Source organism: Ignavibacteriota bacterium, from assembly GCA_016708125.1.
Lineage (GTDB): Bacteria > Bacteroidota > Ignavibacteria > Ignavibacteriales > Melioribacteraceae.
On record JADJGF010000001.1, the window covers coordinates 200,544 to 218,582 of the forward strand.

Annotated in this window: 12 protein-coding genes; all 12 read right to left on the reverse strand. The window is 29.3% G+C overall.

Annotation, left to right across the window (positions count from 1 at the left end; translation table 11 throughout):
• Positions 1 to 6: 6 nt before the first annotated feature.
• Positions 7 to 1,476 (reverse strand): DUF2851 family protein, encoded by a 1,470-nt coding sequence (locus tag IPH62_01010; GenBank protein MBK7103850.1) that lies wholly within the window; start codon positions 1,474 to 1,476, stop codon positions 7 to 9.
• Between the two features lie 73 nt (positions 1,477 to 1,549).
• A complete protein-coding gene (pyrF, locus tag IPH62_01015; GenBank protein MBK7103851.1) occupies positions 1,550 to 2,371 on the reverse strand; it encodes an orotidine-5'-phosphate decarboxylase in 822 nt (273 codons plus the stop codon).
• Between the two features lie 15 nt (positions 2,372 to 2,386).
• Positions 2,387 to 3,616, reverse strand: coding sequence for a rod shape-determining protein RodA (gene rodA / locus IPH62_01020; protein ID MBK7103852.1), 1,230 nt, complete (start codon positions 3,614 to 3,616; stop codon positions 2,387 to 2,389).
• A 2-nt stretch (positions 3,617 to 3,618) separates the two neighbouring features.
• Complete coding sequence (mrdA, locus tag IPH62_01025) at positions 3,619 to 5,406, reverse strand: penicillin-binding protein 2 (protein ID MBK7103853.1); 1,788 nt, start codon at positions 5,404 to 5,406, stop codon at positions 3,619 to 3,621.
• Position 5,407: 1 nt separating this feature from the next.
• Positions 5,408 to 5,872: a rod shape-determining protein MreD gene (mreD, locus tag IPH62_01030; protein MBK7103854.1), complete on the reverse strand. Its 465-nt coding sequence runs from the start codon at positions 5,870 to 5,872 to the stop codon at positions 5,408 to 5,410.
• Between the two features lie 17 nt (positions 5,873 to 5,889).
• Positions 5,890 to 6,726, reverse strand: a complete 837-nt coding sequence (mreC, locus tag IPH62_01035) for a rod shape-determining protein MreC (GenBank protein MBK7103855.1) — start codon at positions 6,724 to 6,726, stop codon at positions 5,890 to 5,892.
• A complete protein-coding gene (locus IPH62_01040) occupies positions 6,726 to 7,751 on the reverse strand; it encodes a rod shape-determining protein (GenBank protein MBK7103856.1) in 1,026 nt (341 codons plus the stop codon). Before IPH62_01040 ends, mreC begins: the two co-directional genes overlap by 1 nt.
• Positions 7,752 to 7,759: 8 nt before the next feature.
• Complete coding sequence (purH, locus tag IPH62_01045; GenBank protein MBK7103857.1) at positions 7,760 to 9,274, reverse strand: bifunctional phosphoribosylaminoimidazolecarboxamide formyltransferase/IMP cyclohydrolase; 1,515 nt, start codon at positions 9,272 to 9,274, stop codon at positions 7,760 to 7,762.
• 2 nt (positions 9,275 to 9,276) lie between these two features.
• Positions 9,277 to 9,900, reverse strand: coding sequence for a phosphoribosylglycinamide formyltransferase (locus IPH62_01050; GenBank protein MBK7103858.1), 624 nt, complete (start codon positions 9,898 to 9,900; stop codon positions 9,277 to 9,279).
• A 59-nt stretch (positions 9,901 to 9,959) separates the two neighbouring features.
• Positions 9,960 to 11,453 carry a tetratricopeptide repeat protein gene (locus IPH62_01055; GenBank protein MBK7103859.1) on the reverse strand — a complete coding sequence of 498 codons (1,494 nt, stop codon included), beginning with the start codon at positions 11,451 to 11,453 and terminating at the stop codon, positions 9,960 to 9,962.
• On the reverse strand, positions 11,450 to 13,078 hold the full coding sequence (locus IPH62_01060) for a CTP synthase (GenBank protein MBK7103860.1): 1,629 nt from the start codon (positions 13,076 to 13,078) through the stop codon (positions 11,450 to 11,452). Before IPH62_01060 ends, IPH62_01055 begins: the two co-directional genes overlap by 4 nt.
• A 101-nt stretch (positions 13,079 to 13,179) precedes the next feature.
• Entirely contained in the window at positions 13,180 to 17,952 is a 4,773-nt protein-coding gene (locus IPH62_01065; protein MBK7103861.1) for a GNAT family N-acetyltransferase, read from the reverse strand.
• Between the last annotated feature and the right edge of the window lie 87 nt (positions 17,953 to 18,039).

An 18,039-nucleotide genomic window follows, 5' to 3' on the forward strand; every position in this document is an offset into this window, starting at 1 on the left:
TTTCAGCTAATTAAAAATTGTTTTACCAATTTCACATTCCAAACATTTATTTTTGCTGCAATAATTTCTAAAAATTTCAATCATTCCTTGTGCATAAATTGTTTTCTTTTCGAGACCATTAATTTGCAAAGCTTTAGAAACGTCTCTAATTATTTTGTTATCAATTTTCTGATCATATTCATTGTAAATTTTTAGAACTTTTTTAGATAAATTCTGATTTCCGAACAAATCAAAATAGACTGATAAAAACGGCAAAATTACATTAACAAAAATTTCATCGGCGCGTGAAAGTCCAATTAGATAATTAAGTTTTATATTTGTTTCTTTTTCAAAAACATAATGATCCCGCCAATATCCGTTTGCTTTAATAATTAACAACGATCTTATTGAGTTTATAAGAATTGTATCTTTTTTAATTTCAGTAAATTTTCTAATTATTTGTCCAATAAAATTGTGATGCAAAATTGCTTCAATAATTTTAACTCCGCCGGCAATTCTTATTGTGGGAAAGTTTTGCGGACGCTGTCCTAAAAAATGCCACTGTGTTTCATCAAAATATTTTCCATCGTAATTTTGTTTTTCATTTTGCCAAATTATATGTAAGTCTTTTATAAACTCATTTTCACTAGAATTATTTATTTCCGGCAATAAACCGGAAACTTTAAAAAGAATTGCTTCAACTTTTTTTGAAAAATTATCCTCAAAATTAATTTGTGAAAGAAATTTAAGATTTACATTCTGTGCTAATCTTTGCATAATTTTTTTATTTTTGGAATAACCCAAAGCTTCAAAAATAAATTCGTACAAAAGTTGTTTCCAAATTTCTTTATCCCTAAAATCACTTTGCAGAAATGTTTTGTTGTTAAAATCTTTTGTCAATTCATATCTAATTACCGGTTCATTAAGTTTCAATTCACTTATAAATTTAAGTTCTTTTAATCGCGAAAAAATATTAGAACATTTGCTTTCGAATCTTTTAATTCCGTAATTCAGCAAAGTATTTTCCAATAACTTTTTATCAACAGAATTTATTTCAGAAGAGCATTTTAACTCAAAGTTATTCTCAACATTATGTTTATTAATTTTCTGATAATCTACAATATTGTCGGCGGAAATATAATTTTCAATTGTTAATGAAGGAACTTTTCTTCCGTCACTTGTATAAACGTAATTTTGTTTTTGAGGATTTGAAAAGCAAATGTGCAGAATTGTTTTATTATAATTTCGATTTATATTATGACCATGTCGTTTCCAATCCGAATAATCTTGGTCGATTTCAACATCACCGATAAAAGTTAAATTACCTAATTTAATTCTGGCGTGTTTAAAATCCGGACCGGATTCATCAATATTATAATCACCTGGAAATAAAACCGTTATTTCTTCGCCGGAAAGAGTTTTAAGTTCTTCGGTAAAATCTTGGGTTGCCCAAATTTTGTGGAATTGTTTTTCAGATATTTTTTCTTGAGATTGCATTTATTTTATCAATAATGATTGAACAAATCGCAAATCAATTATATTCTAAAATAATTTAATTCTTAATTAAATACTATACTTTCAATTCATCAATTTGATTTTTTACAATATTATTCAATGATTCAATTTTGCCTTCAATGCTATTTCTAAAATCTTTTGTATCATCTATAAATAGCAAACCACGACTCATATTTACAATAAAATTTTTATTTTTATTTGAATAAAACGTTTTAACAACATCTTCTAAACTTCCACCTTGAGCACCAACTCCAGGCAATAAAACCGGCATATTATTAAAATTATTTATGTTTTGAATTAATTCTTCAAGATTTGTTGCGCCAAAAACTACGCCGCAATTTTTATTAATATTCCATTCATTTATTTTTTTAATAACTTCCTGATATAAATAATTTCCATTCTCTAATTTTAATTTTTCAAAATCTTCCGCACTTTTATTTGATGTTAATCCTAAAATAAAACTTAATTTATTTTTGTATTCCAAAAAAGGACTAACCGATTCTAATCCCATATACGGATGCAAAGTAATTGAATCGAATTTAAAATAATCAAAAATGGATTCTGCATATTTCTGCGAAGTATTTCCAATATCGCCTCTTTTTGCATCGGCAATTATAAGTACATCATCACCAATAAAATCAACGGTTTTTTCAATAATTTCAAAACCTTTTGTTCCGTATTTTTCGTAAAAAGCAAAATTGATTTTATACGCCGCAGCATAATATATTGTTGCATCAATTACAACTTTATTAAATTCCAAAATCGAATCTAATGATTTTGCAAAATGATTTGGAATAAGTTTCAAGTCAGTATCTAAACCAACACAAATGTGCAATTGATTATTAATTTTCGATTCGAGTTTATTTTGAGCCGTCATAAATTTTCCGAAAAGTTAAATTTGTTCTCGTCTATTTTTATAAAAATTTAAAGCAATTCCAATCAATATCATATTAACAATTAATGAGCTTCCACCGAAACTTAAAAATGGTAAAGGCAAGCCAATTACCGGAGCTACGCCAATGTTCATTCCAATATTTATTGCAAAATGTGTAAACATTAAAGCTAAAATTCCAACAACAACTGTACTACCAAAAATATTTTTTGTATGTGTTGCAATGTTTACAAGTTTAAAGAATAAAACTATAAAAAGTGCAATTGTAAGAATGCTTCCAACAAAACCAAATTCTTCACCAATTACGCAAAAAATAAAATCTGTCCATTGCTCAGGAATAAACCTTAATTGAGTTTGATTTCCATGCAAAAATCCTTTTCCCCATATCCCGCCGGATCCAATTGCTACTTTTGTCTGCATAATATTATAGCCGGCGCCAAGCGGATCAGCTAATGGATTGATAAATGTTTCAATTCTTTTTTGCTGATGAGGTTTTAAAAAATTTATTCCATAATCCATCAAATAAGCTGCAGAAATATTCAAAACAATAATTGATGCATTTACAAAAACATTTTTTTTGAAATAAACGAGAAGAGCAATTACTAAAATCATACAAATCAAAAATGTTGCAAGTCCGAATAATGAAGCGAAAACCACTACGACTGGAGAAATTAATAAAAAGAACAAGAACAAATCAACACCGCTCCAAAAAACCATAATTAAAGAAATGATTACATATACAATTGCGGTTCCCATATCTGGCTGCATTAAAATAAGTGCGACCGGAATTAGTGTAATAACAGAAATAATAAATAAATCATAAAAGTTATTTGGATTTTTTCTTTTTCTAGTAAGATAATAAGCCAAAAATAAAATTAACCCAATTTTTGCAAACTCGGATGGTTGAAATCCAATTGGACCAAAACTCACCCAACTTTTAGATCCGTAAACTGTTTTCCCAATAAAAATAACGGCTAACAAACTCAATAAAGAAATTACATAAACCGGAGCCGCAATAAATCGATAAGTTTTATAAGGAATTAAGTATGCAACAAAAAATAAAATAAATGCAATAATTCCGGAAATTAACTGTTTATTAAAATTACCATAAGCTGTTGGATGTGTATAAGTTGCACTATAAACTGCAGCCATACCAATTGCTGTAAGCAATGTTATTGCTGCAAAAACAACAAAATCAAATTTATCTAATATTTTATTTGATGGTTCCAAAATTATTTTGCGCTCGAAATTGTAAAATTATTACCTTCAATATTTTCTAAATATGCTTTAATTACTTTTTGTGCAATTGGTGCAGCGTGCGTTCCACCAAATCCAACATTTTCAACAATTACAGCGACAGCTATTTTGGGATTTTCATAAGGTGCAAAAGCAATAAATAATGCGTGATCTTCACCATGCGGATTTTGCGAAGTTCCGGTCTTACCGGCAATATTTATATTTGGAAGTTTTATATGTCTTGCAGTGCCGTATCCATTTACAACTTTAAACATTCCTTCTCTAACTATATCAAAAGTTCTCTGTGAAATATTTGCTATTTTATCTTTGTACTCAATATTATAATCTATGTTTTTAATTCCTTCAATGTAACCTTGCAAAACATGCGGAGTTTTAGTTCTTCCGGAATTTGCCAGCAAAGCTGCATATTGAGCTAATTGTAATGTTGTAACGCTGAATTCACCTTGACCAATTCCTAAACTAATAAGTGTGCCTTTTGTCCATTTATTTTTTCCAAATGCTCTGTCATAATATTCAGTGTTCGGAACAATTCCTTTTGTTTCAGCACCCAAATCAAAACCGGTTTTTTCTCCAAACCCAAACATTTTCAAATATCTTGCCCATCTATCCAAACCAATATCTAAAATTAGTTTATAGAAAAAAGTATTGCACGATTTTTCTATTGCCGGAATAACGCTAATGCTTCCATGATTGCCATGGCATTTAAAAAATCTATTACCAAATTGAAATCCGCCGCGGCAATAAACGGTTGAATTTATATCAATTAAATTTTCTTCTAATCCAATAATTGCTCCTAACATTTTATAAGTAGAACCAGGAGGATATATTGAATTTGCGGCTCTATCAAATAATGGTTTTTTAGGATCTGAACTTAATTTATTAATTTGTTCGCGAGAAGTGAAAGCTGCAAATGATTCTAAATCATATTCCGGTGCACTTACATAAGCTAAAATTTCTCCGGTCGATGGTTCTATTGCAACTAACGAACCGCTTAATCCTTCAAACTCAGCTTCTGCAATTTGCTGAGCTTTTTTATCAATTGTTAAAACTAAATCTTTCCCTTTTACCGGCTGAATATCATTATTTCCTTCAAGATATCTTCCGATTGTTTTACGTCTTGAATCAACGAGAATAAATTCATATCCTTTTGAACCTCTTAATAAATTTTCATATGATCTTTCTATTCCGCTTATTCCAATAAAATCACCTAAATCATAAAGGTTTTTTTCTTTCTCCAACTGAACTGAATTAATTTCTCGCAAATAACCAAAAATGTGCGAACCCTTTACGCCATATGAATAATCTCTCTGCATCTCTACAATAATTTCCACACCTTTTAAGTTTTCGCTATGTTCTTCAAACCAAACAACATTGTTATAATTCAAATCTCGTTTAATAATTCGTGGTAAATATTTGGAATATATTTTATTCTTTTCAAATATTTTATTTATAGTTCCTCTTTCTTCATTTATTATTGCTTCAATAGTTGAGCTATGAATTGTATCATAAACGGCTGGAGTAATTTGCAAATTATATGTTGGTTTATTGCTTACTAAAACATCTAAATTCCTATCAAAAAAAATTCCTCGCGGGGCTTGTAACGGTTTCTTTTTTATTGAATTATTATCTGATTGAGTTGTATAAGTCGTATGTTCCAAAATTTGCATTTTTATTAATTGAAATGTAAAAGTCATTCCAACAAAGGCTATAACAATCATAAAAATATTTTTTCTTAATCTTGAACCAAATATTTTTTCACTCATGTTATTTTTTGTTTTTATTATAAATTACAAAAGGAATGCTGATTGCAGATGTATAAATTCCCGGAAGAATTCCGCTCTCAAAAACCAAATATGATGTTGTTAATTTAATTTCTGAACTTGTTAAAAGTAAATAAAAAAATGAATTTACCGATGAAGATATAAAAACAATTAGTATAAAAAACATTGTTTTGATATTAAACTCAATTTTATTTTCATTATAAAAATACCCAGCAGCAAATCCGGCAATTGTTATTGAAAACATTGCACTTCCTAATATTCCTCCGGAAATTATATCAAATATAAATCCATAAAATGCACCCAAAATTGTTCCAAGTAATTGACCATAACTAAGTGTATAATAAACAAGTAAAATTATTATTAAATTTGGAACTATTGAGCCGATTGCAATCATCGGAATAAAAATAAATTGTAGAATCACAATCGGGAAAAAAATTAAAATTGGCAATATAATTTTGAAGTAATTTATTTTAATACTCCAATTGTTTTTGTAATTAATGAATCAAGTTGTAAATCTTCGCTTTTTTTTAAGATCAGAACATTTTTGATTTTACTTATATCAGCAAACGGTTTTACTTTAATGTTACTTAAAATTCCGGAAATGGTACTTTCTTTACTTGAAATAATTCCAACTGGAATTGCGGGTGGAATAATTGTACTTAGTTCTGAAATTATTACTCTATCGCCAACATCAATATCTTCTGTAGTTGGCACATTTTTAATAAGTAAATCCTTGCCATCCCAATTTAAAATTCCATCAACATTACTTCTCTGATCTCGAACGGCAACTTTGAATAAACTATTTTCCAAAGTTCTAACCGTTGAATAATTTTGAGAAACATCCGTAATAATTCCAACCAAACCTTTATCTGTTATTACGGGCAAGCCAATTTCAATACTATCAGCGGAACCTTTTGATATAATAAAATAGCCGCTAATTTTTGAAACTAATCTGGAAACTATTTGAGCGGAAATTAATTCAAAATTTGATTTATCTTTATACTCAATCTGATTTTTTATTTCATCAAATTCGTAAGCATAATCTCTAAGTTCGTTTACTTGAAGCATTAGTTGAGCATTGTTTTTTAGCAGACTTTCAACGTACTCTGTGTCTTCAAAATAATTTCCAAAATCCAAAATAATCTTATTGAATGATGCAAAAATTCCTAATGAAAAGAGTCTAACATTTTTAACCTTATGATTTTCATTTAAGGTTATAATAAGAAGGCTTAAAATAAGAAGTAAAATTAATACAATATATTCTTTAAAACTGTTTAAGAATGTTCTTACAAATTTTGACATCAGTAACTTCTTTTACGAATAAAAACTTTGGAATACTTATTCATATTTTCAATAACTTTTCCGGCACCATTTACAACAGCCAACAAAGGATTATCTGCAATGTGAACAGGTAAATTTGTTTCCATTCTTATTCTTTCATCTAATCCTTTTAATAATGCACCTCCACCGGTTATAATTACACCTCTATCCAAAATATCTGCAGAAAGTTCAGGCGGAGTTCTCTCTAATGACTGCTTTACACCCTCAACAATTTGTGTAATATTTTCATTTAGAGCATCTCTTATTTCAACAGAACTAACTTCAACGGTTTTAGGAATGCCTCCAACTAAATCTCTTCCTTTAACTTGAATTGTAATTTCCTCTTTTAATGGAACCGCAGAGCCAACTTCACATTTAATTTTTTCTCCGGTACGTTCGCCAATTAGAAGATTATAATTTTTCTTGAAGAATTGAATTATGGCATTATTCATTTCATCACCGGCAATTCTAAGTGATTCTTCGTTTACAATTCCGTCTAACGCAATTACCGCAATTTCCGTTGTTCCGCCGCCTATATCAAGGATCATATTTCCAACTGGTGCACTCACATCTATTCCAACTCCAATTGCTGCAGCCATTGGCTCTGCAATTAAATGAACTTCTTTTGCACCGGCATGTTCAGCACTGTCTCTTACAGCACGTTTTTCAACTTCTGTAACTCCGCTTGGAACTGCAACAACAATTCTTCTGCTCGAAAATGCACCGCGATTTACTTTCTTAATAAATTCTCTAATCATGCCTTCTGCAATTTCAAAATCTGCAATTACACCATCGCGCATTGGTCTTGAGACTCTTATTTGGCGATGTTCTCTTCCCATCATTTCTTTAGCTTTATTTCCAAGTGCAATAATTTTTTTTGTATTTCTATCAAATGCTACAATTGAAGGTTCATTCAATACAATACCTTTTCCTTTAACATAAATTACTGTGTTTGCAGTACCAAGATCAATTGCTATATCAGTTGAAAATATATCAAAAATTCCCATATATCCTCTTAATGTTTAAAATTTCTAATTCCGGTAAATACCATTGAAATATTTTTTTTATTTGCTGCAGCAATTACTTCATCATCTCTAACTGAGCCGCCGGGTTGAACAATTGCTATTATTCCGCTTTCTGCAATTTCTTCTACTCCATCTGCAAAAGGAAAAAATGCATCAGAAGCTGCAACTGCATTTTGTAAATTATGTCCGTTTTGTTTTGCCTTTTCAACTGCAATTCTTGATGAATCTACTCTTGACATTTGTCCGGCTCCAACTCCAATTGCCATTTGATCTTTACAGAAAACAATTGCGTTGGATTTTGTATGTTTGCAAACAACCCACGCAAATTTTAATTCTTTTAACTGATCTTCCGAAATTTGTTTTTCAGTTACAGTTTTTAATTCATTTATCGGAAAAATACTATTGTCCGGTTCTTGAGCAATAATTCCATTCGGGATACTTTTAAATTGCAACTTTGTATTACCACTTTCAGCAATAACTTTTATAACTCTTCTGTTTTTCTTCTGCTTCAAAATTTCTAAAGCTCCTTCTTCAAATGACGGAGCACAAATTACTTCTGTAAATATTTCATTTAATTTTTCTGCAGTTTTAATATTTACTTCATTATTGAAAGCAACGATTCCGCCAAATGCAGAAACGGGATCGCAAGATAAAGCTTTTTTGTATGCATCAAATACATCATTTCCGGTTGCGGCTCCGCACGGATTTGTATGCTTAATAATTGCACACGAATTATTATCGAGTTCTTTCACTAAATCTACAGCCGCAATTAAATCAATTATATTATTATAAGAAAGTTCTTTACCATGAAGCGGAATAAAATTCTCATATAAATTTCCATAAAGATAAGCTTTCTGATGTGGATTTTCTCCGTATCTTAATTCGCTATGCAAAGGAAAACTAATTCTTAAATTTTTCTGTTCTTGTATAACTTCTCGTTCAAAAAAATCTGCAATTATTTTATCATATTGAGCTGTGTGAGAAAATGCTTCACCAGCAAGTTTGCTTTTTGTTATTTCACTAATTTCAGATTTTTCTAATTCTTCAATAAAAGGTAAATATTGGGTTGGATTTGTTAAAACAGAAATAAATTTAAAGTTTTTTGAAGCAGCACGAATTAAACTTGGTCCGCCAATATCAATATTTTCAATTTTAGTCTGCTGATCTACATCTTGATTTACAACTTTTGCAAATGGATATAAATTAACGCAAACTATATCAATCGGATCAATCGAATTTTCACTCGCTTCAGATAAATCATTTTCGTTATCTCGTCTGTATAAAATTCCGCCAAAAATTTTTGGGTGTAAAGTTTTTAATCTTCCATGAAATATTTCCGGCGAGCCTGTGTACACTGATATTTCTATACACTCTATATTATTTTCTTTTAGAAGTTTAGATGTATTTCCGGTTGCTAAAATTTCATAATTATTTTTTATTAATGATTTCGCTAAATCAACAATGCCAGTTTTATCAGAAACACTTATTAATGCTTTCTTCTTCAAAATTAATCCCGATTTATTATTACTCTATTTTCAATTAAACAAATTTTATTTTCTGCAAATTTTTGAATTACATAAGGAAGTATTTCATGCTCAACTTTTAAAACTCTTTCAGCAATTTCTTCCGGTGATTTCACATCAGAAATATCAACAACTTTTTGATCAATAATTTTTCCATTATCATAAATTTCATCAACAAAATGAATTGTTGCGCCACTTGCTTTTGCCGAAGATTCGAAAACTGCTTTGTGAACATTTATTCCGTACATTCCTTTTCCGCCAAAAGCCGGAAGCAAAGCCGGATGTATATTTATAATTTTATTCTTAAAAGTATTTACGAAAGTAGTTGGAATTTTTTTTAGAAATCCCGCTAAAACTATTAATTCAATTTTTTTAGCAAAAAGTATTTTTATCAATTCATCGTAAATTATATATTCGGAATTTTCCGAAATACTACTTATAACAAATTTTTCAATTCCTTCAACTTCGCAAATTTCAAATGCTTTACAATCATTTTTATCACTTATAACTGCTAAAACTTCGGCATTTAATTTTCCGCTTTTAATTTTTTGAATTATTGCAGATAAATTTGAACCTCTTCCGGAAACAAAAACAGCTAATTTTAGCATAAATATTATTTTTTAATTAGAAGCTAATAATTTAGATAATTTCTTAGTTATTGTAAATTTTATAGTTTTTTACCTTTTAAATCAATTTTTATTTTGTTTAAATATGATTTTATTTGGTTTTTTCTACTGTAATTATCAATTTCAGAAACAGCTTGAACATATTGTTTTGCCGCAGAATATTTTTTTTCTGCCATATTAATTTTTGCCAAATTTACATAAGCCATTGGTTTTATCCAGAATGAACTTTGCAAATCATAATTTTTTAATTGATTGGCAATTTTTTTCGCATCAGAAAATTTATTTAATTCAATAAGTGAGGAAGTTTTATAATTTAATAAAAGTGATTTAATTTCTTCCGATTCAATTGTATCAACAATTTCATTTACACTTTCAATAACTTTTTTATTATTTCCGGCTAAGTATAAATTTTCAATTTTTATTTGAAATTCCCATTCTTTATTCAAACCATTTTCCAAAAATTTAAGACTTAGTTCTTTTGCATAATTATCATCTTCAATATCTTGATTTCCATTTGATGCCAAGACTGCATATTTTCTAAATTCATTTTGGTTATCCAAAAAATGATTACAAATTGCAGCTCTTAAAGATGCAATTCCCGTATAATCAATTGTCTTTGTCGTTTGTAAAAATTGCTGATAATATTCGAGAGCTTTTTCAAAATTATTTTGTCTAAAATAAACATCACCCAATAAAAATTTTGTAAAAGAAATTGTTTGTGAAAATTTTGGATGACCGTTTTTTAAAATTTCTTCTAAATCGATTTTTGCTTTATTCAAATTTTTGGATTTTATAAATTCAATTGCTCTTTGATATTGCAATATATTATTTTGTGGGAATTCTTCAACTAATGGATCGAGCAATTTTATTGCACTTTTATAATCTGCTAAATATTCATCATACAATTTTGCAAGATGAAACTGCAACTCAATTTTATCTTTCTTTCCTTTGTAATATGCTTTTTTTACTAACTCAAATCCGTTATTGTCGTCAGCAGAAAGTCCCGTAAAAGTTAAAGCCCATGAAAAAAAAGACGGTACATATGTTAGAGCATATTCAAAAATTCCAATTCCACCTTGCGCAGAATAATATGTTGAATCGATTTCAAGAACATCTTCATAAAAACCGACGGAAGTTTTTGTTGCCCAAAATGCATCTAACGAATTTGCATTAGCGGCGCTCATCATTGCTTTGTATTTGTAAATATTACCAAGCAAATATAAAATGTTGATATCGTTATTATCATCAATAATATTATTACATTTTGAAATGACAGAATCTGCGTAATTTTCAAAAAGTTTTAAATCGCTTGAATTGCTGCTTCCTAAATAATACCATAAATAAATTTTCGATAAAATTAAAAACGCTTCAGGTCTTTCACGTTTTTTTTCTATAGCAGAATTTAATAAATCGATAGCTTTTTCAAATTCATAATTGTAGATTAATCTATCACTTCTTTCAACTAAATTATGATAATTATTAAAACTTTGTCCAAAACAAACAGTGGCAAATAAAAATAAAATTATTTTAATCAATTCTCTTTTTTCCCTAACGAATATTCAACGGCAGCTTTCACAAAATCTCTAAATAGAGGGTGAGCATTAGTTGCTCTGGATTTTAATTCTGGATGAAATTGACAACCAACAAACCAAGGATGATCAACCAATTCTATCATTTCTACTAATTCGCCATCTGGAGAAATTCCGCTAATTAACATTCCGTTTTTTTCCAAATCATCTCTGTATTTATTGTTTACTTCATATCGATGTCTGTGACGCTCGTTAATTTTTTCTTTTTTATATGCACTTTTTGTTTTGGTTCCTTTTGTAACTAAACAAGGATAAGAGCCCAATCTCATAGTTCCGCCTTTAGCTTTAATTTTTAATTGCTCAGGCATAATATGGATTACGTTAAATTGATTTTTAACAAATTCCGCACTATTTGCTTTTTTAATTCCTAAGACATTTCTTGAAAATTCAATTACGGCACATTGTAAACCCAAACAAATTCCAAAGAAAGGAATTTTATTTTCTCTAACATATTTAATTGCAACTAATTTTCCTTCAATTCCCCGTTCCCCAAAACCTCCGGGAACTAAAACTCCATCCATTCCCTTTAAAAGATTTTCAGGTTTGCGTTTTATAAAATCTTCTGCGCTGATATATTTAACATGAACTTTAACATCATTTTCTGCACCGGCATGAATAAAAGATTCCGTAATACTTTTATACGCATCTAAATAATCCGTATATTTTCCGCAGACGGCAATATTAACAGAACCGGTTGGATTTTTAACTTTTGAAACAAATTCTTCCCACTTTTCAAGATGAATATTTATATCGGAAAGTTTTAACTTTTTCAAAACTAATTTATCAAATTCTTGTCTGTGGAGATTTAATGGAACTTCATAGATTGTTGAACAATCGTAAGCAGAAATTACTTCTTTAGAATCAACATTGCAGAATAATCCAATTTTATTTCTAATTTCTTGAGATAATTCCAATTCTGATCTGCATACTAAAATATTCGGCTGAATTCCTAATTCCAACAAAGCCTTTACGCTATGCTGAGTTGGTTTTGTTTTAAGTTCACCGGCTGATTGAATATATGGAACAAGTGTTACATGAATATTTATTGCATTTTTTCTGCCTAATTCAATCATCAATTGGCGCATTGCTTCCATAAACGGTAAACTTTCAATATCGCCAACGGTTCCGCCAATTTCTGTAATTATGATATCATATTTTCCTAAACTTGCTAGCAATAACATTCTTCTTTTTATTTCATCGGTTATATGTGGAATTACCTGAACGGTTGCTCCAAGATAATCTCCTTGTCGTTCTTTAGAAATTACTTCATGATAAACTTGTCCCGTAGTTGTATTATTAGCTTTTGACATATTTTCGTCAAGAAATCTTTCATAATGTCCAAGATCAAGATCGGTTTCCGCACCATCATCGGTTACATAAACTTCGCCGTGCTGAAAAGGGCTCATTGTGCCAGGATCAACATTAATATAAGGATCAAATTTTTGAATTGTAACGGAATAACCTCTTTGTTTAAGAAGTAATCCTAAAGACGCAGCGGTTATACCTTTTCCAAGTGAAGAAACGACTCCCCCGGTAACAAAAACAAACTTCACTTTTTTCTTAATTCTCATTTGAAAATGACCTTATATTTTTTAAAATAAGTGTAAAAATATGAATTTTTCATTTGCTTTAAAACATGTCCTAAACTATTTCATAAAAAAGTTCAACATTTTTAATTTTCTTTCAATTTCTTTACTAAACCGGAATATTTTTTTTCAATTTTGAAATTAAATTTGTAAAAATATTCGGGTCTGAAAAACCCGGTTGTAACATAGCCAAAACCTTCATCTTTCATTCTATTAAAAAATTCATTCATCAAAGCTTCACTAACACCTTTTCTTCTAAATCTATTTGATACAACAATTTTTTCCATATGAACAACTTCTTCTTCAAATTGATTATAAAACATTCCGCCAATAATAAATCCTCTATCGGAAATTGCCACCAAAAATTTATGCTCCGGTTTGAAGCTAACTTGCATATTTGCATCAATAAATAATTGGTACAATTTTGAAATTTCTTTTGGGCTAATCGGTTTCCTAATATAAAAAGGATTGCCTTCATGATCATCAACTTGCACAACTAAATTTGCCGCATGATCTCCTTCCGTTGCAAAATGTAAAAACGATGCTGAATCAGTTGGTTTAAGATGAGGATAACTTAATCTTGTTAGGAAATAAATTTCCTTATCGCTTAATTTAAATTCATTTTGGATTCTTGATAATTCACGTAAAAATTCTTCTTTGGAAAGTTTTCCATCATGCTGCAAATAACATAATTCTCTAATTAAATTTTTAAATTCATCATTAGATTCTTTGAATACGGTATGCACAAAAAATCTTGTTCTTGTTTCAGGGTGAATTTTTTCCAAGCTTACCAAATTATAAGTTTCGTAAAGTTCATTTAACATTTCAGCTTGGGCTTCAAACGAGGCTTCATTATTCAACTTACTCCATCTTGCAAATCGTTTAATTGCAAAATAAAGCTGCTTGGGTATATATCCATTATTTTTAATACTTTTTAAAAACTTTTCTAATTGAAAAATTATTTCTCGATTTTTTTCTTCATCACTTTTCAATTCCAATAAAAATAAACTTAATATTTCTACTCCTTCATATTCACCTTCGGCATTGATAAGTCCGGGGAAAATATATTTCCAAGATGAATCTCTTTTTACCCATGAATATTTTGATTCAATTGGAACAACGAATTTATTATGAAAATTAAATAACAGATTTGTGAAATTTGTAAATTCAGAACGATCCGATAATGAAGTAAACCTCGTTCCCAATTGGTAATCATGTGATGGAATAATTAATTTATCGGGAGCCGGATTTGTAAGCTGCATTCTTCCGGATGTTAATCGCCAAAAATTTATATACGCAGCAGTTGCATTCCAAATAAAGAAAGGCCAAATGTAAAAATATTTCTCCATTGCAATCTGCTCATCCTTTTTAACATCTCTGTAAAACAAACTTTCAACATTTAATCCGGGTTGATATTTTTGAGTCCAGATTTTAAAATCATCCCAATAACCGCCAAAATCCTCAACTAATTCCGTTACAAAAAATCTTGAGCCGGCAAGAATAAGCCAGTTTACTTCGGATTTTATTTCAGTAATATTTCTATTTTTATTTTGATGGAAAATAATATCGAATGAACCTTGGTGACGCGTCTGAACAGAAATTCTGTAAAGTGTTAATTGATCTTCATCCTTAATTTTACTAATCCAAATTCCTCTTGGCAAAATATTACTTAACCCGATTAAAACTCCTTTTGAAAATAGAAATACGGATTCTCTAATAATTACAGTTGAAGAAATAACTTTGTTTAAAAATGATTTCTCCAAATCAGTTAAATCTTCCTCAAAAATTAAAACATCATCCCAGCCGTATTCTTCATTGTTTTCGATATCAACAGCAACAGTTTCATTTACGCCGAGCCATTTCCTAAATCCTTTTCTCATTTTAGTTCTGTAATCTTGGGCTAATTTCGAAAGTTCGGGCCAATCTTCAATCAATTGAATTTTAACAAGTTTTCTTCGCATCTCCTCATAACGTGTTGGATGCTTAATTCCGGCTTGAGAAAGAATATCCAGCAAAGTTGAAATTATTGTTTCGTGCAGATTTTCAATTTTGAATTTTAGCTGAACATATTCATTAAGAATTTCATCCAAAATATTTAACGAATCCAATATTTTCCTATTGCTCACAATATTTTCAATAATATTTTCATCGAATAACGAACGTCCATCTTTTAAATAAATTTCAAAAATCTTTTTAATACTATTTTGCTTTGCATATTTTATTGCAAGAAGGAATAGATGTTTTTTAACTTCAATATTTTTTGCGAGAAAAGGTTTATCCAAAAAGTAAGAAGCAATTTTAAAAATTTCTTGGTGTTCATCTTGGAATAGTGAATTTAAATATTCAATTCCTAAGTTTCCATTCTCAAAATTTTCAGATTGAATTAAAAGTACTGCAAGATGCAATCCGTAAAGTGATTTTTCTCCCGCTTGAAGAATTTTATTTAACTGTAAATAACTTGCGGAATAATCAAATTCTTTTTTATTGCTGCTAATCAAATGAATGCTTTCATCTTCAAGATTTTGTCTGTACCATTGCAGAATTGTTTCATCGGTAAATTGTACAAATTCGTTATTGCCAATCCAGTAAATTGGATTTATTAAAAATTCATGAAGATCAATAAACGGTTTACTTATTTTAAAATTGAAATCACCGATTCTGAAATTATTCTTATCAATTTTTTGAATTGTAACTTTCTTATCAAGTTTAGGAATTACCAAATAATTATCTGAAATTTTTAAATCTCCGCTTAAACATCCGCGTTCGCGCAAAAACCAATTTGGGATTTTTATTTCAATATTTTCCAAATGAAGCGAGTAATAGTCTTTTTTGTAAAGCTGTTCGATTAAAGATTTATAATTTTCCTCAATAACTCTTCTTTTAAAAGTTCCTTTGGGAGTTAATTCACCATTTTCCAACGTAAATGAATTTTGAATAATTCTGAAATCAACAATTCTTTCAAACGGTGCTAAAAATTTATTTATTGTTACAATTAAATTTGAAAAATATTCATTCTTTTGATCTTCATTCATGTTAAGAAAAATTTGATTCTCATAATCAGGATGAATTAAAACTGTGTTAAAGGGACGATGATCACCAACAACAAACACTTGTTTAACAATTTCAAAATCTCTGAATAAATTTTCTATTCTTTGCGGAGCAATAGTTTCGCCTTTTATGTTTTTATAGATTTCTTTTTTTCTATCAATAATTTCTATAAATCCAAGAGAATCCATTTTCATAATATCGCCGGTTGGAAACCAGCCTTCTATAAATGTTTCTTCTTTTGTTTGATCAAAATATCCCGGCATTACATAATCGCCTTTTACCAAAAGTTCGCCGTCTTCGCCTAATTTTATTTCAATTCCGGGCAAAGCTTTTCCAAGTGAATTAGGAATATATTTTCCGGGTGGAGTCATTGTAATTCCACCGGTTGCTTCAGTCATCCCAAATCCGCTCATCAATTGAATATTATATTTCTGAAAAAATTGAAAAACTTCCGCCGGCAAATATCCGGCAGCTGATAATCCCCATTTTAAATTTCCGCCGGTAATATTTTTTACTTCGTTTAGAATTTTATCATCCGAATCTGATTCAACATCAACTTTTGTAGAAACAAATTCGAAAAGTTGTATCCACTTTTTTGGAATACTAATAAATACTGAAGGATGTACCAAATTCATATTTGCAATCATAGTTTCCGCAGAGGGATTTTCCATAAAAGCATAAGTAGCTCCCCAAAAAACACTTCCCATTAATTCAAGCCATCTTCCAAAGGTATGATAAAGCGGAAGAAATGCTAAGAATAAATCCTTATCACCAATTTCCGGCAAGGCTATTGCTCTGCAAAATCTTTTAAATACAATATTTTTTTGCGAAAAAATAATTCCTTTTGGTTCTCCGGTTGTTCCCGAAGTGTACATGAGTGTTGCGGGTTTTTCATTTTCCAAATCATTAAATATTAATTCAATTTTTTCTTTTGGATGTAAAGCTAAAAATTCATTGAACGAAATTACCCAATCTTCAGCGCTGGTTCCCTCAATTAAAATTCCTTTCTTCAGATATTTAAATTCTTTTTTTACGGATTTTAATTTTGCCAACTGTTTATCGTTTGCAATTAAAATTACATCGCATTCCGTTTGATTTAAAATGTAAGAAATATGCTGTGAAACAGAATTTGCGGGAATCATAACATTAATAATTCCACTGTTTAAGCAAGCTAAATCAAGCAAAGCCATCGTTAAACTGTTTTCCATTAAGAATGCAACGCGCGGTTTTTCAATGTGCGAACCAAGCAAAACTGAAAACGATTGCGAGTAACTTCCAATAATTTTATTTACTTCATTCCAAGAATAATCATGTACTTTTTCACCTTTTAAAACTTTAAATAAGACTTTTTTCCCATATTGATTAGTGCGCTGCTGAAACATTTTTCTGGTATTGAAATTTGTTACTTCAATAATTTTAGAAATTAAATTTGTCCAATTTTTATCTTCAGAAATTTTTCTTAAAAATTCTGAGTTTCTGATAAAATTTAGAAAATTTTGTAAAAGGTTTTCAAAAATAGATTTTGATGAATCTTCGCATTGATTGAAATTTTTAAGAAGTATTTCACCAAAATTATAAAATAACTTTTCATCAAAATTTGTAATGAATAATTTTGCAAAATCACCTTCGTTTATTGCATTTAATAAATTGGAAAGTTCATTCACATTATTAATATTTTCAAAAAAATTATTTTCAAGATTACTTATTAACTGAATCGCTTCGGAAATTATTTCATTTATTTCAGATTCAGTTAAAGTAGATTTTCCGGCTTGAAATTTTTGTTTCAGCTCAATTAAATTTTCTAAAACCATTTGTGAAATTATCCTCAAAATATTTTTAATGTTATAAAAAAAGGGATGCGAATACATCCCTTTTTTATTCAGTTTCCAGAATTTAGG